Annotated in this window: 14 protein-coding genes and 4 pseudogenes; 8 read left to right on the top strand and 10 right to left on the bottom strand. The window is 62.4% G+C overall.

Features of this window, described 5'->3' with window-relative positions:
- Positions 1-476 precede the first annotated feature (476 nt).
- Positions 477-983: pseudogene (locus tag CQ13_RS20450) on the bottom strand (methylated-DNA--[protein]-cysteine S-methyltransferase); the annotation flags it as partial.
- Between the two features lie 280 nt (positions 984-1,263).
- Here CQ13_RS20450 and CQ13_RS20455 point away from each other — a divergent pair.
- Both CQ13_RS20455 and CQ13_RS20460 read left to right on the top strand, forming a co-directional pair.
- Positions 1,264-2,487 carry an ABC transporter substrate-binding protein gene (locus CQ13_RS20455; protein WP_057844642.1) on the top strand — a complete coding sequence of 408 codons (1,224 nt, stop codon included), beginning with the start codon at positions 1,264-1,266 and terminating at the stop codon, positions 2,485-2,487.
- 324 nt (positions 2,488-2,811) lie between these two features.
- The gene (locus CQ13_RS20460) at positions 2,812-4,038 is read left to right on the top strand and encodes an ABC transporter substrate-binding protein (protein WP_057844643.1); all 1,227 of its coding nucleotides are present in this window, start codon (positions 2,812-2,814) and stop codon (positions 4,036-4,038) included.
- 75 nt (positions 4,039-4,113) lie between these two features.
- Here the strand turns inward: CQ13_RS20460 and CQ13_RS20465 are convergent, their stop codons facing one another.
- Complete coding sequence (locus CQ13_RS20465) at positions 4,114-4,539, bottom strand: DUF1330 domain-containing protein (RefSeq protein WP_057844644.1); 426 nt, start codon at positions 4,537-4,539, stop codon at positions 4,114-4,116.
- A 146-nt stretch (positions 4,540-4,685) separates the two neighbouring features.
- Here CQ13_RS20465 and CQ13_RS20470 point away from each other — a divergent pair, with 146 nt between their 5' ends.
- Positions 4,686-6,902, top strand: a complete 2,217-nt coding sequence (locus CQ13_RS20470; RefSeq protein WP_057844645.1) for a transglycosylase domain-containing protein — start codon at positions 4,686-4,688, stop codon at positions 6,900-6,902.
- A gap of 134 nt (positions 6,903-7,036) precedes the next feature.
- On the opposite strand, the pseudogene CQ13_RS20475 reads toward CQ13_RS20470, so the two are convergent.
- The 4 genes and pseudogenes from CQ13_RS20475 to CQ13_RS20490 form a co-directional block, all read right to left on the bottom strand.
- Positions 7,037-7,887 (bottom strand): annotated as a pseudogene (locus CQ13_RS20475) (M48 family metallopeptidase).
- A 196-nt stretch (positions 7,888-8,083) separates the two neighbouring features.
- Entirely contained in the window at positions 8,084-9,433 is a 1,350-nt protein-coding gene (locus CQ13_RS20480; RefSeq protein ID WP_057844858.1) for a polyhydroxyalkanoate depolymerase, read from the bottom strand.
- Positions 9,434-9,561: 128 nt separating this feature from the next.
- Positions 9,562-10,380, bottom strand: coding sequence for an ABC transporter permease (locus tag CQ13_RS20485; protein ID WP_057844646.1), 819 nt, complete (start codon positions 10,378-10,380; stop codon positions 9,562-9,564).
- Positions 10,377-11,171 (bottom strand): ABC transporter ATP-binding protein, encoded by a 795-nt coding sequence (locus tag CQ13_RS20490; RefSeq protein ID WP_057844859.1) that lies wholly within the window; start codon positions 11,169-11,171, stop codon positions 10,377-10,379. The genes CQ13_RS20485 and CQ13_RS20490 overlap by 4 nt, the downstream gene beginning before the upstream one ends.
- Positions 11,172-11,301: 130 nt before the next feature.
- Between CQ13_RS20490 and CQ13_RS20495 the strand changes: the two genes are divergently transcribed.
- Positions 11,302-12,627 carry an ActS/PrrB/RegB family redox-sensitive histidine kinase gene (locus CQ13_RS20495; protein ID WP_057844647.1) on the top strand — a complete coding sequence of 442 codons (1,326 nt, stop codon included), beginning with the start codon at positions 11,302-11,304 and terminating at the stop codon, positions 12,625-12,627.
- A gap of 115 nt (positions 12,628-12,742) precedes the next feature.
- A complete protein-coding gene (locus tag CQ13_RS20500; protein ID WP_057844648.1) occupies positions 12,743-13,297 on the top strand; it encodes an ActR/PrrA/RegA family redox response regulator transcription factor in 555 nt (184 codons plus the stop codon).
- Positions 13,298-13,420: 123 nt separating this feature from the next.
- Here the strand turns inward: CQ13_RS20500 and CQ13_RS41260 are convergent.
- A pseudogene (locus tag CQ13_RS41260) lies at positions 13,421-13,579 on the bottom strand (MmcB family DNA repair protein); the annotation flags it as partial.
- Between the two features lie 4 nt (positions 13,580-13,583).
- On the opposite strand from CQ13_RS41260, the pseudogene CQ13_RS20505 reads away from it, so the two are divergent.
- Positions 13,584-14,003 (top strand): annotated as a pseudogene (locus tag CQ13_RS20505) (sodium-independent anion transporter); the annotation flags it as partial.
- A 22-nt stretch (positions 14,004-14,025) separates the two neighbouring features.
- On the opposite strand, the gene CQ13_RS20510 reads toward CQ13_RS20505, so the two are convergent.
- Both CQ13_RS20510 and CQ13_RS20515 read right to left on the bottom strand, forming a co-directional pair.
- Positions 14,026-14,511, bottom strand: coding sequence for an MmcB family DNA repair protein (locus CQ13_RS20510; protein ID WP_057844650.1), 486 nt, complete (start codon positions 14,509-14,511; stop codon positions 14,026-14,028).
- Positions 14,512-14,699: 188 nt separating this feature from the next.
- On the bottom strand, positions 14,700-15,515 hold the full coding sequence (locus tag CQ13_RS20515) for an RMD1 family protein (RefSeq protein ID WP_057844860.1): 816 nt from the start codon (positions 15,513-15,515) through the stop codon (positions 14,700-14,702).
- 161 nt (positions 15,516-15,676) lie between these two features.
- On the opposite strand from CQ13_RS20515, the gene CQ13_RS20520 reads away from it, so the two are divergent.
- Positions 15,677-16,345, top strand: coding sequence for an MBL fold metallo-hydrolase (locus tag CQ13_RS20520; protein WP_057844651.1), 669 nt, complete (start codon positions 15,677-15,679; stop codon positions 16,343-16,345).
- Positions 16,346-16,379: 34 nt separating this feature from the next.
- Here CQ13_RS20520 and CQ13_RS20525 read toward each other — a convergent pair whose 3' ends face one another.
- Positions 16,380-17,591 (bottom strand): extracellular catalytic domain type 1 short-chain-length polyhydroxyalkanoate depolymerase, encoded by a 1,212-nt coding sequence (locus CQ13_RS20525; RefSeq protein ID WP_057844652.1) that lies wholly within the window; start codon positions 17,589-17,591, stop codon positions 16,380-16,382.
- A gap of 536 nt (positions 17,592-18,127) precedes the next feature.
- Between CQ13_RS20525 and CQ13_RS20530 the strand changes: the two genes are divergently transcribed.
- Positions 18,128-19,369: an LLM class flavin-dependent oxidoreductase gene (locus tag CQ13_RS20530; RefSeq protein WP_057844653.1), complete on the top strand. Its 1,242-nt coding sequence runs from the start codon at positions 18,128-18,130 to the stop codon at positions 19,367-19,369.
- Positions 19,370-19,506 lie beyond the last annotated feature (137 nt).

A 19,506-nucleotide genomic window follows, 5' to 3' on the forward strand; every position in this document is an offset into this window, starting at 1 on the left:
TATTGCGGTCGCTTCTGTCTCGACAAGGGCCACGAGAGTTTCATTCGCTGGATACGGCGCGCCAATGTGGAGGTCGCGTCATGAAAAATTGTTGCGGAAATCCGGAATGCAGCCGTCCCTTCGGGCTGGTCCGGCGTAGCTATTACTTCCAGCAGTTTTGTTCGGCGAAGTGCCGCGAGATCTACAAGCGTCAACTGGAGCGCAACCGGACATATTGGAAGTGGCTCTACCAGGTGCCGGAAACTGCGGCGCGCAGAGACCATCTATCGTGCCGGTGATCGCGGAGAAGCCAGCATGGCAACAGTGAATGCGATGCTGGTGGGCGCGTTACTGGCGTGGGGACCTCTGCTGATTGTATTCATCTATATCCTTCGCGACATGCAAAACGCGCCCCGTGACCCCGATTGACTTGAAACGGGTGACGGCGCCGAGCGCAACGCGCCCGGCCGATCCGCCTCTCCTGTGCCCGGGCCTGTAATCTCGACGCCCTCGTGCCTGAGCAGCCAGCGCTTGCGCTGCAGCCCGCCGCCGTACTTCACCAGCGAACCATTGGCGCCGATCAGGCGGTGGCAGGGCAGGACCACGCTGATCGGATTCGAACCGTTGGCATGGCCGACGGCGCGGACGGCGCGCGGCATCCGAAGTTTTGCAGCGAGCGCGCCATAGCTCATCGTCGTCCCTGCCGCGATCTTCGGCAGCGCGTTCCAGACCTTCTGCTGGAACGGCGTGCCGGCGACGCGCCATTCGATTGCTGCGAGGCGGTCGAGGTCGCCCTTGAAATAGCCGGTCAAGGCGGCGCGCAAACCACGCGGCGCCCGCCCATTGTTCAAATTCACCGCGCCATAGTGCAGGCGCAGCAATTGCTTCATGCGCGGCTCATAGTCTTCCCAGTCCAGCGCGCGGAGCAGGCCGTCCGCATCGGTGACCAGTAGCGCCGTGCCGATCGGCGTTGGCAGGCGGTCGAGGTTGAAGTTCTCCGGCATCGTCGTCCCTACAAAGATATCGGCAAGCGACCCGCACTTTTCACCAGCAGCGCGCGAGCGTCCACCCGAATTCCGATGCCGGTTGACCGGATCCCCTGCGTGCAGGCGGCGCCCGTGGCGCTCGCCTTGATGCTGCTCTGGCTGGCGTAACGGCCTCCCCGTACCGCCTTGCATTGGCAAAACCGTTCCGCCACACTCGCTCGCAACGATGACGTCCGGCCTTCCGAACGGATGACCGGAACAGGATCATTGGTCGAGATCAAGGGAAGGGAGCAGCTATATGAGAAGTGGCGTTCTTCATCTGATCGCAGGCACGGCGGTCGTGATCGCGCTGGCGTCACCCGCCAACGCGCAGAAGAAATACGATACCGGCGCGAGCGATACCGAGATCAAGATCGGCCAGACCGTTCCGTTCTCGGGACCGGCCTCCGCCTATGCCGGCATCGGCAAGACGCAGGCCGCCTATTTCAGGATGATCAACGAAAAAGGCGGCATCAACGGCCGCAAGATCAACCTGATCCAGTATGACGACGCCTACTCGCCGCCGAAAGCCGTCGAGCAGGTGCGCAAGCTGGTCGAGAGCGACGAGGTGCTGTTCACCTTCCAGATCATCGGCACGCCCTCGAACGCCGCCGTGCAGAAATATCTCAACGCCAAGAAAGTGCCGCAGCTCCTCGCCGCGACCGGCGCCTCGAAATTCACCGATCCCAAGAACTTCCCCTGGACCATGGGATACAATCCAAATTACCAGTCCGAGGGGCGCATCTACGCCAAATACATTCTGCAAAATCATCCCAACGCCAAGATCGGCATTCTCTACCAGAACGACGATCTCGGCCGCGACTACGTTACGGGCCTGAAGGAAGGGCTCGGCTCCAAGGCCGCGTCAATGATCGTCGCCGAGGTCTCATACGAGCTGACCGATCCGACCATCGACTCGCAGATCGTTAAATTGAAAGCAGCCGGCGCCGACCTGCTCTACGACGCCTCGACGCCGAAATTTGCGGCACAAGCGATCAAGAAAGTTGCCGACCTCGGCTGGAAGCCGATCCATATCCTCGACATCAATGCGAGCCCGGTCTCGGCGACGCTGAAGCCGGCGGGTCTCGACATCTCCAAGGACATCATCTCGACCAACTACGGCAAGGATCCGGGCGATCCGCAGTGGAAGGACGATCCCGGCATCCAGGCCTATTTCGCCTTCATGGACAAATATTACCCGGAGGGCGACAAGCTCAACACCGTCAACACGTACGGTTATGCGACGGCGGAATTGCTGGTGAAGATCCTGCAGCAATGCGGCGACAATCTCACCCGCGAAAACATCATGAAGCAGGCGGCCAATCTGAAGAACGTCACCGGCAGCCTGTCGCTACCCGGCATGGTCACCAACACCTCGCCGACCGACTACCGCATCAACAAGCAGATGCAGATGATGAAGTTCAACGGCGAGCGCTGGGAACTGTTCGGCCCGATCATCGAGGATACCGGACCGAGCGGTTAAATAGAGCACGTCCGATCCAATCTGAAACAACCGCCGGCGCCGTGTCTTCTCGGCGCCGGCAGTTTCGTTTCCACCGGGGTTCCACACCTGCCTCGCGCACGCGGCGGCACAGCAATACCGATGAGGTGTTTTTGTGCAATCGTCAGCCGATGCCCTTGCTTTGAGCTTGCGACCGTCAAGACGAAGTTGCGCGCTCGGAACGGCTCGCCTTGCAATGCAACATGGCTTCCGCCAGTATCGGCGCAGCGATGGCGTCCGCCTGGGCTGATTACAGCCACGGCTAGATCATCGGCTCAATCATAAACACATGAGGAATGCATCAATATGCGGAAGGGTATTTTCCATCTGGTCACCGGCACGGCGCTCGCGCTTGCGCTGTCGGTATCGACGGCGTCAGCGCAGAAGAAATACGACACCGGCGCAACCGATACCGAGATCAAGATCGGCCAGACCAATCCATTCAGCGGACCGGCCTCCTCCTATGCCACGATCGGCAAGACCCAGGCGGCCTACATCAAGATGATCAACGATCAGGGCGGCGTAAACGGCCGCAAGATCAATCTGATCCAGTATGACGATGCCTACTCGCCGCCGAAAGCGGTCGAGCAGGTGCGCAAGCTGGTCGAGAGCGACGAGGTGCTGCTGACCTTCCAGGTTCTCGGAACGCCCTCGAATGCAGCGGTCCAGAAATATCTCAACTCGAAGAAGGTGCCGCAGCTATTCGCCGCCACCGGCGCGTCGAAGTTCACCGACCCGAAGAATTTTCCCTGGACGATGGGCTTCAACCCCAACTACTTCGTGGAGGGGCGAATTTACGGCCAGTACATCCTGAAGGAACATCCGAACGCCAAGATCGGCATCCTCTATCAGAACGATGACCTCGGTAAGGACTATCTGAACGGCATCAAGGCGGGCCTCGGCGACAAGGCTGCGAAGATGGTGGTGGCGGAAGCTTCCTACGAAGTCTCCGATCCGACCATCGATTCGCAGATCCTCAAGATCAAGGATGCCGGCGCGGACCTGTTCTTCTCGGCGACGACGCCCAAGCAGGCAGCACAGGCGATCAAGAAGATCGCCGAACTCAACTGGAAGCCGGTGCACATCCTCGACATCAACGCCACCTCGGTCGGCGCGGTGATGAAGCCGGCGGGGCTCGAAGCCTCCAAGGGCGTGATCAGCGTCAACTACGGTAAGGATCCGCTCGATCCGACCTGGAAGGACGACCCCGGCATGAAGAAGTATTTCGAGTTCATGGCGAAGTACTATCCCGAGGGCGACAAGGACTCGAGCTTCAACTCCTATGGCTACATGACCACGCAATTGCTGATCCATGTGCTCAAGGCGTGCGGCGACAATCTGACCCGCGAGAACGTGTTGAAACAGGCCACCAACCTGAAGAACGTTCAGCTCGACCTGCTGCTGCCGGGCATCTCGGTGAACACCACGCCGACCGATTATCGCGTCAACAAGCAGTTGCAGATGATGAAGTTCAACGGCGAGCGTTGGGAAATGTTCGGCCCGATCCTCGAGGACAAGGGCGCGGCGGGCTAGTCGCGGCGATCCAATCGAAACGATCGGCGGAAAGAAGCGGATCGGCGGCCCCTCGGGGCCGCCGATTTTTGAACCCTACTTCGGAATTTCCCCGAACGTCTTGCCGGCCGGCAGCACGGCATGGCGGATCAGGCGGGAATCCTCGACCGCGGCCTGGCGATGCTTCACCGCCTCGCGGTAGACGGGATCGCGGATCATTTCCGCGAACGCTGCGACGCTCGGGTATTCGGCGATGAAGCAATGGTCCCAGCGCTCATCTTGCGGCCCGATCAGCATCAGCTCGAACCTGCCCTGCCATACGATCCGTCCACCGAGCCGTTCGAACACCGGTCCGCTTTCGCGCCCATAGGCCGCATAGGCTTCCGCGCCGGTCGCCTTGCGGCCGTCGGGATAGGCCGCCTCGGCGCGCAGCCGGACGAGGTTGAGCATGTGGATCGGACCCGGCCGGTCATTGGCTTTGAATTGCGCGAAAACTTCCTTGGTGGGATCGATGTGGCCCATGCCGCTTTCTCCTTAAGAACGCTGTCGTTTGCGTCAATCCTAATACGGCCCCGCCGCACCTCCTAATCCCGCATTAACCTTTCCGTAACCGCCCCTTAAACAGCGGCCGTTAGCCTGCAGCGGGACGGGTGTGAACGGCGTTTGGCATGGCGTGGGGACGGAAAAAGAGCGGCGGACGCAAGGAGCCGCTGTTCGGGCTTCCGGCAGCGCTCGCGGAGCTGCGTCTCTCGCCCGAGGATCGCATTCCGGCTGCCACCGACGACGACAAACCGAAAAAGCCAGTGCCGAAGCGCAAGCACGAAGACGACGAGCACGAGCCGCCGCGCGAGCGCAAGCCGCGTGGCGCCAAAAGCGGCGCGAAGCGGCGCTCGAAACGCCGCTTCAGGATTGGCCGTCTCGTTTATTGGGGCGCGGTACTCGGCCTGTGGGCCGCGATCGCGATCATCGGCGTCGTGGTCTGGGTCGGCGCGCATCTGCCGGCAATCCAGTCGCTGGAAATTCCCAAGCGCCCGCCGACCATCCAGATTGTCGGCATCGACGGCAGCGTGCTGGCCTCGCGCGGCGAAGCGCCGGGCGCCAATGTCGCGCTGAAGGATCTGCCGCCCTATCTGCCGAAGGCGTTCATCGCCATCGAGGACCGCCGCTTCTATTCGCATTACGGTATCGATCCGATCGGCATTGCACGCGCGGCGGTCGCCAACATCCTGCATCGCGGCGTTTCGCAGGGTGGCTCGACGCTGACGCAGCAGCTCGCGAAGAACCTGTTCCTGACCCAGGAACGGACGATCGCGCGCAAGCTGCAGGAAGTGGAGCTCGCGCTCTGGCTGGAGCGCAAGCATTCCAAGAACCAAATTCTCGAGCTTTACCTGAACCGCGTCTATTTCGGCTCCGGCGCCTATGGCGTCGAGGCGGCGGCGCAGCGCTATTTCGGCAAGTCGGCGAAGAACGTCACGGTCGCGGAGGCCGCGATGCTGGCCGGCCTCGTCAAGTCGCCGTCGCGGCTGGCGCCGAACCGCAACCCCGAGGGCGCGGAAGCGCGCGCCGGAATCGTGCTCGCGGCGATGGCGGACGCCAAGTTCATCAGCGACGCCCAGGCCAAGGCCTCGATCGGACATCCCTCCTACAACGTGAAGCCGGCCGGCGCCGGCACCATCAACTACGTCGCCGACTGGATCGGCGAGGTGCTCGACGATCTCGTCGGCCAGATCGACCAGAGCATCGTGGTCGAGACCACGATCGATCCGAAGCTGCAGGGCGTGGCGGAAGCCGCGATCATCGACGAGCTGGCGGCCAAGAGCGTGAAGTTCCATGTCACGCAAGGCGCGTTGGTGGCGATGACGCCCGACGGCGCGGTGCGCGCCATGGTCGGCGGGCGGAACTACGCCGAGAGCCAGTATAACCGCGCAGTCACCGCCAAACGCCAGCCCGGCTCGGCGTTCAAGCCGTTCGTCTACCTGACTGCGATCGAGGGCGGGCTTTCGCCGGAAACGATCCGGCAGGACGCGCCGCTCGACCTCAAAGGTTGGCGGCCGGAGAACTATACGCATGAATATTTCGGCTCGGTGACGCTGACGCAGGCGCTGGCGATGTCGCTCAACACGGTCGCGGTGCGGCTCGGCCTGGAAGTGGGGCCGAAGAACGTGGTGCGGACCGCACACCGGCTCGGGATTTCATCAAAACTCGAGGCCAATCCCTCGATTGCGCTCGGCACCTCTGAAGTCTCGGTCGTTGAGCTGGTCGGCGCCTACGCGCCGTTTGCCAATGGCGGGCTCGGCGTCTCCCCGTATGTGGTGACGAAGATTCGCACCAACGAAGGCAAGGTGCTGTACAGGCGCACGGCCGATCCGCTCGGCCAGGTGATCGAGCCGCGCCATGTCGCGATGATGAACACGATGATGCAGGAGACGTTGCTCTCGGGCACCGCGCGGAAAGCAGAGATTCCGGGCTGGATGGCCGCCGGCAAGACCGGCACCAGCCAGGATTTCCGCGACGCCTGGTTCATCGGCTACACGGCCAACCTCGTCACCGGCGTCTGGCTCGGCAATGACGACAACTCGCCGACCAAGAAGGCGACCGGCGGCGGCCTGCCGGTGGAAGTATGGACCCGCTTCATGCGCACGGCGCATCAGGGCGTGCCGGTGGCGAGCCTGCCGAACGCGCAGCGCGGCGGATTTCTGTCGAACATGTTCCAGACCGCGTCGCAGGTTAGTGCACAGCCGAGCCCCTCGGCACCGGTCCCATCAGGCGGCGGATATCGGCCTGCGCCGGCGCGAACTTCCGCGCCGCCACCCAATCCAAATGCTCGCCCCGAGGCGGCTGCAGGACTCGATGGCTGGCTGGTGGATCGGCTGTTTGGAAGGTAGCGATACGCGCGCCAATCCGCCGTCCCTGCGAACGCAACCGCGGCCTGTCGGGTAGGCGATGGGGTAGACGCCTTTACGCGCACCAAGCTGCGGTGGTTATGGGCCCCTGCGTTCCGCAGGGGCGACGGGAAAACCTAATCCTCGACCCCATAACGATGCAGGTCGTTGCCGTGGGTGTCGAGCCAGCGCTTGGCGCGTTCGACATGAACGCAGATGCGGTCGACGATCCTCCAGAACCTGGCTGAATGGTTCATCTCGACGAGATGCGCCACCTCATGGGCGGCGAGATAGTCGAGCACGTAGGGCGGCGCGAGGATCAATCGCCAGGAATACGACAACGACCCGGCCGAGGTGCATGAACCCCAGCGGCTCGACTGGTCGCGGATCGACACCCGCTTGACCCGCACGCCGAGTTCCGCGGCATAGGCGAGCGATGCCTTGTGCAGATCCTTGCGCGCTTCGCGCTTGAGAAAGTCATGCACACGTCGGTCCATGTGATCGTAGCCGCCGGCCACGCACAAAATCTTCTCGCCGCTGTCGCGGGTTTCGGTCCACACCGTGCCGCGTTCGCCGGCGCGATGCACTAGACGATGCGGCACGCCGCGCAACGGTACGATCGTGCCGGATTGAAAGGGCGCAGCCTTCGGCAAACGGCCGAGACGGGCGGCGATCCAGCCGCCGTGAAGCTGCGCAAAGTCCTTGGCTTCCGCGAGCGTGCCGCGCGGCGGCATCGTCAGGATGGCTTCGCGATCGGTTGGATGAATGCGTAAGGTGTAGCGCCGCGCCCGCCGATGTCGGCGCAGCCTGATCGCAAAGACTTGCGAGCAGTGTTTGACCAAAAGAGTCGCGGGTTCGGCAGGCCGCCGATAAAGGAGGGCGCGAGTAGCCATTTCTTGGAGTCCGGGGAGCAGGAGTTCGCCCGGATTCTGCCATATCCGCCGCCAAGGAAATTGCATCTAAATCGCTCGGCGCAAAAACAAATCATTTGCCCAATATACAGGGGCTAGGCGACGAATCGCCCCTAGGGGCAGGGGCTGGAACCCAAAATTTCTGACGGAACCGGGACTCAAAAGCAGTCTCAAGGAGTGAGTCTGAACTCATCCCTTGATTCGATCGGAATCCGGATTGTTTGAATCTTGTCAGCAACTTATCGGCGACCCGGAATCGGTGCCGCGAGCGCACTATTCGGCCGCCCGGACCAATGTTGGCTTGATCTTAACCGCTGATTCATTGGTCGTCGTCGCCGACATCATGAAATCGGAGATGCGCGGCACGATTTCGGAACGGAATCGCGATCCGTTGAACACGCCGTAATGTCCGACGCCCTTTTGCACGTAATGCACGCGGCGATGATCGGGAATATGGGGGCACAAAGCGTGTGTCGCTTCGGTCTGGCCGAGCCCGGAGATGTCGTCGTTCTCGCCTTCCACCGTCATCAGCGCCACGCGCCGGATCTTTGACGGATCGACCGGCTTGCCACGATGAGTCATCTCGCCCTTGGGCAGCGCGTGCTTGACGAACACGAGATCGACGGTCTGCAGGTAATACTCCGCCGTCAGATCCATGACCGCGAGGTACTCATCATAGAACTCGCGGTGCTTGTCGACCATGTCACCGTCGCCCTTCACCAGATTGTTGAACAGCGCCTTGTGCGCGTCGGTGTGGCGGTCGAGGTTCATGCTGATGAAGCCCGAGAGCTGCAAAAAGCCCGGATAGACGTCGCGCATCACGCCGGGATGCGGGAACGGCACTTTGGTAATGACATGGTTGCGGAACCAGTCGATGCCGCGCTCGGCCGCGAGGTTGTTCACCGAGGTCGGATTGCGGCGGGTATCGATCGGGCCGCCCATCAAGGTCATCGACAGCGGCACGAAGGGGTCGCGCACGGCTTCCATCACGGAGACTGCCGCCACGACGGGCACCGAAGGCTGACACACCGCGATCACGTGCATGTTGCCGCCGAGTACATGCAGCATCTCGATAACGTAATCGACGTAGTCATCGAGATCGAAGCGGCCCTCGGTGAGGGGAACCATGCGCGCGTCGGACCAGTCGGTGATGTAGACTTCATGCGTCGGCAGGAACGCCTCGACCGTGCCGCGCAGCAGCGTCGCGTAGTGGCCGGACATCGGCGCCACGATCAAGACGCGCGGATGGGGCGCGCGCAGCGGCCGGGTCAGCTTGCGATCGAAGTGCAGCAAACGACAGAACGGCTTTTCCCAGATCGAGCGGACCTCGACGGGCGTCTGGATGCCGTTAACCTCGGTGAAGTCGAGCCCCCATTCGGGTTTGCCGTAGCGGCGCGTGGTGCGCTCGAACAATTCGCAGGCCGCCGCGATCGATTTGCCGAATTGCGTGTGCGACCACGGATTAAGCGGGTTTTGAAACAGGATCTTGGCGGCGTCGGTCACTGCGCGTGCCGGATTGAGCGACGCGTGGCCCATTTCATACATCCAGTACATCGGCGTCGTGAGCGCCGGACTGCCTTCGGCCACCAGCGGCGGTGCGCCGCCAAACTCACCAATCGGCATTTTATTTCTGACCTTCTGTTTGCGCCGCAGCATAGTGCAGAATGCAAAATAATGCGTCAATGCACCGAACGGGCCTGTCCACGCGCCAAAAGGCGTAGAAACCCCGGGAAACCACGGGTATCTGTGACTTATTCGCCACCCCCGAGCAAAGATCCGTGATGTTTGGCACTGCGCAAAAGGGCAAGGAAGATCGCAAAGGAGGCGGCAAAGACCACCGCGTTGATGGCCAGTGACCAGACCATCAGGTCGGCCCTGAACACGTGATCGATCAGGAGCGCGCGCATGCCCTCAAATACATAGGTCGGCGGCAGCATCCACGCAATCCATTGCAGCCAGGCGGGCAGCACCGCGACCGGATAGTAGACGCAGGCGAGCGGCATCAGGCCGAACATCATCGTCCAGACGATGCTCTCGGCGCCGAGCCCGTTGCGCAGCACCAGGCCAGAAACAAATATCCCGATCGACCAGCTCGTGAAGATCAGATTGCAGAAGAACGCGATCAGCGGCAGGCCGATCGCGAAGAAATTGAAATCGAAGAAGAACAGCGCCAGCAGCGTCATCGGAATCACGCCGATCGCGAGCCGGATCAGGCTCATGATCATCAGCGAGATCAGGAACTCGATCGGCTTCAGCGGGCTCATCATGAGGTTGCCGAGGTTGCGCGCCCACATCTCCTCGAGAAACGAGATCGAAAAGCCAAGCTGCCCGCGGAACAGGATGTCCCACAGGATCACCGCGCCGATCAGCGTGCCGCCGGCGCGCGCGAAGAAATTGTCGTGCTGCGCGATGTAGTTCTGCAGAAAGCCCCAAGTGATGATCTGCAGCGCCGGCCAGTAGATCAGCTCCAACAGCCGCGGCCACGACGACATCAGAAGATACCAGTAGCGCAGCACCATCGCCTGGATGCGGTGCGCGGAAATCCCGTGATGGGTGGCGGCAGCGCTCATGGCGCGGTCTCCGCCACCCGGCCGCGCGCGACGTCGAGGAACACATCTTCCAGCGTGGTGCGGTTGTAGCGCGCCATGATCTGGTCGGGACTGTCGTCATCCTCGATGCGGCCGCGCTTCATGATGATGACGCGGTCGCACAGCCGCTCCACTTCCAGCATGTTGTGCGAGGCCAGCAGGATCGTGGCGTCATGGGTCCTGCGATAGTTCTGCAAATGCTGCCGCACCCAGTCGGCGGTATCCGGATCGAGCGAGGCCGTCGGCTCATCGAGCAACAGCAGCTCTGGCTGGTTGATCAGCGCCTTCGCCAGCGCGACGCGGGTCTTCTGTCCGGCCGACAGCTTGCCATTGGCGCGATCGAGAAAATCTTTCAGGTCGAGGTCGGAGGCGAGCTGCTCGATGCGCTCGGCGAGATTCTCCACCGCATAAAGCCGGCCGAATATGGTGAGGTTCTGCCGCACCGTGAGCCGCATCGGCATGTCGACATACGGGCTCTCGAAATTCATCCGCCCGAGCACCTCGGCACTCTGCTCCGGCATCGCGTGTCCCAGCACCTGGACGCGGCCCGAGGTCGGCAGCACCAGCCCCATGATCATGGCAATGGTCGTGGTCTTGCCGGCGCCATTGCCGCCGAGCAGCCCGGTGACGCTGCCACACGCGATCCGGAACGAGATATCGTCGACGGCGCGGGTGGTCTTGTAGAGTTTTATCAGATGCGCAACCGCGATCGCGGCGGGACCTTGCGGCCCGGCCGCGGGCGATTGCGCTGGTACTGTCTCGCTATCGGCCATTACGGGGACGTTCATTGAGCCATTGCGGGGGTGAGCGCAAGGCTTTGCAATCCTGGGCGGCGGGCGGGGCCTGCACCACACGAAATCCAGCAAATTTGTGATCGCGCGCTGCGGCAGTTAAACTCCAGCAATGTCCGACGTCGCAGCCTCTGATTTCCGCCATCCGCACCGCTATGTCCGTCTCGACACGATCCTTCGGCTGCGCTGGCTGGCGGCGCTCGGCCAGCTCACCGCGATCTTCATCGTGGCGCATGGGCTGGAGTTCGACTTTCCCGTTGTTGCCTGCGTGGCCGTCGTCGGGATCTCGGCGCTGCTCAATCTTGCGCTGCAGGTTGCCTTCGACCCGATGCAACGGCTGGAACCGGTCTATGCGGCAACGCTGCTCGCGCTCAACATCGTCGAATTGGCCGCGCTGTTGTTCCTGACCGGCGGCTTGCAGAACCCGTTTTCATTTCTGTTCCTCGGCCCCGTCCTGATCTCGGCGACGGTGCTGCCGATCCGGATGACGGTTGGCCTTGGGCTGCTGGCGGTCGCCTGCTCCTCGGCGCTGGTGTTCTTCCATCTGCCGCTCCCCTGGGACAGCGAAGACCCGCTGGTGCTGCCGCCGATCTATCTGTTCGGCGTCTGGCTCTCGATCGTGCTCGCGATCGGCGTCACATCGCTCTATGCGTTCCAGGCGACCGAGGAGGCGCGCAAACTTTCCGACGCGCTGGCCGCAACCGAACTGGTGCTGACGCGTGAGCAGCATTTGACCCAGCTCGACGGGCTGGCCGCCGCCGCCGCGCATGAACTCGGCACGCCGCTGTCGACGATCTTTCTGATTTCACGGGAGCTGGAAAAGACCGTCGAGGGCAATGACCAGTTGGCCTCTGATCTGAAGACCCTGCGCGAGCAGGCGCAGCGCTGCCGCGACATCCTCGCCAAGCTCACCCAGCTTTCCTCGTCCGGGGCACCGTTCGATCTGATGCCGCTGTCTACGCTGATCGAGGAAGTGGTGGCGCCGCACCGCGATTTTGGCGTCGCGATCAGGGTGCGGCTTGCTGTCGCAGCCACCCGGGAGCCTGTCGGCGCCAGGAACCCGGCGATTCTGTATGGCGTCGGCAACATCCTGGAGAACGCCGTCGATTTCGCGCGGACGACGGTAGAGGTTAACGCCTGGTGGAACGCGGATACGGTCGAAATCGTCATCTCCGATGACGGCCCCGGAATCGCCCCCGACATGCTGAAAAGGATCGGCGAGCCCTATTTATCAAGGCGTCGCAGCGCCGATGAAACCCACCGCGAACGCGCCGGCCTCGGCCTTGGTGTGTTCATCGCCCGAACGCTCCTGGAACGCACCGGCGCAAAGGTCTCGTTCTCCAACCGGACTTTTCCTGATCACGGTGCCGTGGTGCGGATCGCGTGGCCGCGCGTCCGCTTCGAAGCCGAGGAAAGTGCTGCGGGGCCAGTGGATTAAAAGGCGTTAAGGATTGGGGAAACCGGGGCTGCTCGACGCTGGGGCCCTTGGCAGTGCAAAATTACCGCGCCATATGGTCTTAAGTGCTCCGCATCCGCAACCGGGATACCTTGCCTTGAACGACATCGCCGAACTGAACGATCTCGCCGACCGCTCGCTGCTGATCGTCGAGGACGACAAGCCGTTTCTGGAGCGCCTGTCGCGAGCGATGGAAACCCGCGGTTTCGCGGTGACATCCTGTGACAGCGTGTCCGACGGGCTGGCGCAGATCAACAAGTCAGCACCGGCCTTTGCGGTTGTGGACCTGCGGCTCGGCGACGGCAACGGGCTCGATGTAGTGTCGGCGCTCAAGCGCAAGCGCCCCGACGCGCGCACTATCGTGCTGACCGGCTACGGCAACATCGCAACCGCCGTCACGGCGGTGAAAATGGGCGCGGTGGACTACCTCTCGAAGCCTGCTGACGCCGACGACGTGGTCGCGGCGCTGCTTGCCAGCGGCACCGAGAAATCCGAGCTGCCGTCCAATCCGATGTCGGCGGATCGCGTGCGCTGGGAACACATCCAGCGCATCTATGAAATGTGCAACCGCAACGTCTCCGAAACCGCGCGGCGGCTCAACATGCACCGCCGCACCTTGCAGCGCATTCTGGCGAAACGCGCGCCGCGGTGATCCACGAACGCCGAATCGTAAGGGTGGGCAAAGCGCAGCGTGCCCACCAATCACGACAACGATAGTGGATAGACTGTGGGCACGGCGCGAACGCGCCTTTGCCCACCCCACAGCATCAAAACTCGCCATGCCTTGCGGATCGACCAGGCAGTTGACCCGCTGCGCAGCCGCCATCGCAAAGCGCACCGTCATCGACTTGCGCGTTTCCGCCGGCAGACGATGCTCCGGCGTCTAACAGTGCCGATGCGCGCCAAAGGCATCGGCTTTGATCAATCCGGTGTTTTAAGGGTATCACGACATCACGAGATATCCGGATGCACGCGAGATCCCTGGGCTGGTTCTGTTCCGGTGGGATGCGCCTCTGCTTTTCGCCAATGCTGAATTCTTCAAGGAGCGCGCTTTGGCCGCGGTTGCGAAATCGCCGACGCCCGCACGCTGGCTGGTCGTTGCGGCGGAGCCGGTCACCAGTGTGGACGTCGCCGCCGGCGATACGCTCGCCGAATTGGACGAGGCGTTGCACGCGCAGGGTATCGAGCTTTGTTTTGCCGAACTCAAGGATCCCGTAAAGGACAGGCTGAAGAAATTCGGATTATTGGCGCAGCTTGGCGAGAATTGCTTTTTCCCAACCATCGGCGCAGCCGTTTCCGGCTACCTGGAAGTCCATGATGTAGGGTGGGAAGACTGGGAGGACCGAGCCAAACGTTAGCATGGACCCCTCTCATCCCGAACTAGAACTCCCCATGCCCTTGCGGATCGACCAGACGGTTAATGCGCTGCGCGGCCGCCATGGCAAAGCGCACCGTCATCGATTTACGCGTGGCCGCCGGCAGGCGATGCTCGGGCGCTTCGCAATGCAGATGGGCGCCATAGGCGTCGGCGATGATCAGGCCGGTATCTTCAGGAAAAATCTCGCACGGCAAATCCTGCGTGAAGGCGAAGAACAGCCGGTCGCAATGCATCCGGTAATCCTGCCATTTCTGGTCGGAACGCAGATCTTCCACCGACGACTTGATCTCGACGATCCAGATCTCGCCCTTCTCGTTCAGCGCCACCAAATCGGCACGCCGGCCCGACGGCAGCGGCAATTCGCTGACGCACGAAAAGCCCAGCGACCGTAGCAGCCGCGCGGTGCCGCGCGCGATCGCCAGCGCCGTCTCCGACTGACGACGATCGGGCAGAGGCACGAGGTTGATGTGGCGCGCGGGTGATTCCATGACGCTCGAACCATAGCCGATTTCGGGCCGTCCAACAGGCGGTCCCGCGCCGCGTCGGCCGCAAATTTGTTCCCCGGGCCCCCCGCTCGGCGCTCGCGGAGCCTGTCATCACTCCGCGAGCGCACTTGCGCTCGTCGCTGGGCGCGCGTTCGCGCGACCCGTTGCTCGATTGGCCGGGACGACAAAGCTCAGGGGTGCCGACCCATGGCGAGTTGATAGATCGTCACCAGAACCTCGAACAGGATCAGGAGCACGATGATCATTTCGAGCCGAAGCGAGCGACGCGTGTCGATGATATCGGTCAACACCTGCGCGCTCTCGGCAATCACGGCGAGCTTGTGATTCAGCGATTCCGCGCGCTCATTGAGCTCGTACTCGTCCTCCAGCCGGGCATACAGCCGCTCCAAATGCGGCTTATCCCAGAGCACGTCGGGTTTCTCTGCCACCTCGACCGGCCCCGACACCCGATGCCGCACCAGAAGCGCGCCGCCGATATTTTTCAGGATCGAGCGACGGCTGCCGCGCATACGCCCGCTCAGCGCCAGTTCCCGCGCGAAGGGTTCGGTCGTGTCAAAGACGCTGGCAACCTCGCGTTCATGCCGGGCCAGGACGACGCTCTTCGCCAGCGCCTCGCAAATCAGGATCAGTCGGTCAGGCGACAGGCTTTGCAGGCAGATCGGGCCGCCGGGTGGAATCTGGTCCTCCTTTTCCGGGGCCAGCTCTATGATTGCGATTTCCTCGTCGCGCCGCGCAAACTTGCCGGTCATGCGGTGATCCAGGCCGCGGAGAAATTCCTCCTCTTCCAGCGCATTCAGCCCGATCAGAACCACCACGCCATAGCGAAACAGGACCGCGACACCGTTTTCATTGACGCGAAATGCCAGTGGCGTCGTTGCCAGCACGTCGCCGCGCTCGAGCCCCGATGTATTGAGGCGATCGCTGACAAAGAATGCCCGCGCCGTCGTTCGGGCCCCGCCGAGCGGCGATTTGGAGGCTTGGTTTATGACCTGCGCATCCCCGCCGAAATCACGATGGGCGCCGATGCGATTTCCGTCTTTCGTCACTAAATATTCCCTCCGTGCAAACCCTACCACGGACTGAAACGGACCCCATACCGGTTCCCGTCCGTGTTGACCCCTTTTCAAGGTAGAATATGGTACCTGCCATGGATGATAAAACCGACACCCAGGCGAAGGCCGGCGCGACGATCGTGCCGGTGACGCTGTTCGAGCAGAACTGCACCATCATCTGGCACGAGCCTTCCAAGAAGGCCGTGGTGATCGATCCCGGCGGGGACGTTCCAAAAATTCTGGAGGCGATCAAGCAGACCGGCGTCACGGTCGAGAAAATCTGGCTGACGCACGGCCATATCGATCATGTCGGCGGCGCCGCCGATTTGCGTGACGCGCTGCAGGTCAAGATCGAGGGTCCGCATATCGCCGATAAATTTCTGCTCGACAACGTCGTGTCGAGCGGCGAGCGCTTCGGCATCACCGGGGTGCGCAATTTCGTGCCCGACCGCTGGCTCGACGAAGGCGATTCTGTCTCGATCGGCGAGCTTGCCTTCGACATCCTGCACTGCCCCGGCCACTCACCCGGCAGCGTCGTGTTCTTCAACAAGGAATTGCGCTTCGCCCATGTCGGCGACGTGCTGTTCAACGGATCTGTCGGGCGCACCGACCTGCCGGGCGGCAGCCACGCCACGCTGATCAATTCGATCAAGGAAAAGCTATTGCCGCTTGGCGACGACGTCGGCTTCATCTGCGGCCATGGCGCCGGCTCCAGCCTCGGTCAGGAGCGGCTGACCAATCCGTTCCTTACCGACGAGATGTGAGTTGAAATTGTGCGGCTGACGCTGTGATGTCCGGCTACTTCATCAAGCCTGCGGCCGTCAGGGCGCGGGTGATGACGCTGCCGACATCGATGCCGCGGCGCTTCGTTTCGCGCGGCGCCGGCTTGTGTTCGCGAACCGGCTTGTGGGTCCTGGACCAGAGTCTTGCGGCGATATCGGACGACTGCAGGGATTCGGTAGCAGCCGACGGAACGATCTTTGGCGCCTGCGCCGGCCTGGCCGCTTCGCTGGCCGGACTGACGCGCTCGGTCAGGCCGAAAAAATTGGCAATGTGATACGACGAGGAAATTCCCGCCTCGATCAGGAACGCTCCTTCCGCGCCGTAGCGCTCGTCATTGCCGGCAAGCCCCAGCGGCGTACCGTGCGCCATATCGGTGATGGTATAGGACTCCACGACGGTCTCGCCGTCTTCATTCCACCAGACCTCGCGCGGATGGCCGTCGACGTCTCCCGTCGACATCGGCGCCGCCGGCAGGCCGTGGACGTCGAGCCACTGCTTGACGATCTCATTGGCGTTGCCCGGGTTGACGGTGCGGTCAGCGCTGCCGTGCCAAACCGATACTTTCGGCCATGGTCCCCTATGCTTTGAAGCCTTGCGCACGAGATCGCCCAGCTTGCCGGCGGGGCGTGATGTCGACTGCATCATGCCGCCGAGCGCTTCGCGGACATTGCTGGCGATACCGTAGGGCAGACCGGCGATGATGGCACCGCCCGCAAACACGTCCGGATAGGTCGCCAGCATCACCGACGTCATCGCGCCACCGGCGGAAAGCCCGGTGATGAAGATGCGGCGCGAATCGAGTTTGTGATCGGCGACCATCCGCGCGACCATCTGACGGATCGAAGCGGCCTCGCCGCGGCCGCGCGCGATGTCGCCCGGATTGAACCAGTTGAAGCAGGTGTTGGCGTTGTTCGACGCCTGCTGCTCCGGCATCAGCAACGCAAACCCGTAGCGGTTGGCAAGCGTCGACCAGCCGGTGCCGAAATCGTAACCGGCTGCGGTCTGGCCGCAGCCATGCAGGACGACAACAAGGGCCGACGCGCGCGGAAGCTGTTCGGGCACATATGCGAACATCTTGAGCGCGCCGGGATTGGTACCGAATCCGTCGATTTCTACCGATGGACTGCGGGTCTCCGGCGATGAACTTCGGCCATAGATTCCCAAGCCATTGAAGCCGTTCAGCTTCGGAAAATGGCGCAGGAATTCGACGTTCTTGGCGAGAGACAATTGCAGCTCCTGGGGCGAGTCGTTCCTATGAACGCTACCAAGAACAGATAGTTGCCGCACTGCAAACTAAAAAGACCGTGCACTGTCATTCCCCACAATCAAATTTTGGCAACTGACGTTAATGTGTCATCCCGTGATCCGACGCATCCATGACAGGAATGCGGCGCAGACGATGACGACAACGCAAACAGCGCGCACGCGACGAGCAGCACGGGCCGCGCCGATTGGGCTGGTGCGATCGCGAAGAACAATAGAAGCGACCTGAAATAGGGTGAAGGCGTGCCCGACGTGCTGGAGTCCACCACATCACCGGCGCCTGAATTATCTCCTGAAAGTACGCGTCGGCATCACGCGCGATCTCGAAAAATTTCTCACCGAGCGATCAAGACCGCGTAATTCCGGGCGGCGGCAAGTCAGCCAACTACGCGCGACAACCATGCCGGCTGCCCGGCTCCGAGGATTGCCTTGCTCCGGTCCACCCCGTAGGTTTCATGCCAAGCAATTCCAAAGAACAATAGACCCGGAGAGAACCACCCATGGCACGCCTGAAATTCGGAGCCTTTCTCGCCCCGCATCATCCGATTGGCGAGCATCCGCTGCTGCAATTCCGCCGCGACCTCGACTTCGTCGAGCAGATCGATGAGCTCGGCTTCGACGAATTCTGGTGCGGCGAGCACCATTCCTCGGGCTGGGAAATGATCGCCTCGCCGGAAATGTTTCTGGCCGCCGCCGGCGAGCGCACCAAGCGCATCAAGCTCGGCACCGGCGTGATCTCGCTGCCCTATCACCACCCTTACAATGTCGCGCAGCGTATGGTGCAGCTCGACTGGATGACCGGCGGCCGCGCCATTTTCGGCTCAGGTCCGGGCGCGCTGGCCTCCGACGCGCACACGCTCGGCATCGATCCGATGACGCAGCGCGACCGCCAGGACGAGGCGATCGCAATCATCCGCCGGCTGTTTAGGGGCGAGCGCGTCACCGCCAGGAGCGACTGGTTCACCATGCAGGATGCCGCGCTGCAATTGCTGCCGCAGCAGGAAGACATGCCGTTCGTGGTGGCGTCGCAGATTTCACCGTCAGGCATGACGCTTGCCGGCAAATACGGCATCGGCATCATCTCGCTCGGCTCGATGTCGACGCAGGGCCTCATGGCGCTGCCGACGCAATGGGGCTTTGCCGAGGATGCCGCCAAGAAGGCCGGCACCACCGTGAGCCGATCGGACTGGCGCGTGCTGCTAAGCTGGCACATCGCCGAGACGCGCGAACAGGCGCAACGCGAGGCCGGCCCCGGCCTGATGCGCTGGCACAACGAATATAATGTGCGCACGCTGCAGCGGCCGGGCCTCGAGCCATTCACCTCGCCGGAGGACGCGATCGAGAAAACCGCCGGCGGCGAGAATGCCGCCTCCACCATCGGCACGCCGGATGATCTGGTCAAAACCATCAAGAACCTGATGCAGGTCTCGGGCGGCGTCGGCGCCATCATCGGCTTCGTGCACGACTGGGCCAACCCGGAAAACACCCGCCGAAGCTGGGACATGGTCGCGCGCTACGTGGTTCCGGAGATCAACGGCTATGTCGCAAAACTGCGCGAGTCGCAAAAATTCCTGGTCGAGAACCGCGCGGTGTTCGAGCGCGCGGGCCAGGCCGTGATGGCCAAGATCATGGAAAATGAAAAGGCCGCCGCCGCCTTGCAGCACACCGGCCCCGGCCGCGTCGCGATTCCCGCCGTGAATGCGCCCGACCTGCAGAAGGAAGCGGCGAAGCGCAAGGCGTAATGGCTCTCGTCAGGATCGACGAGATCCCTCCTCCGTCGTTGCGAGCCACCCGGTCGGCGCGCATTTGCGCGACCCGTTGGCTCCTCATAATGACGGGGCTGGCGGCATTTTGCTTGGCGGGGGCGCCTACTTCCCGT

Source organism: Bradyrhizobium retamae (genome assembly GCF_001440415.1).
Classification (GTDB): Bacteria; Pseudomonadota; Alphaproteobacteria; order Rhizobiales; family Xanthobacteraceae; genus Bradyrhizobium; species Bradyrhizobium retamae.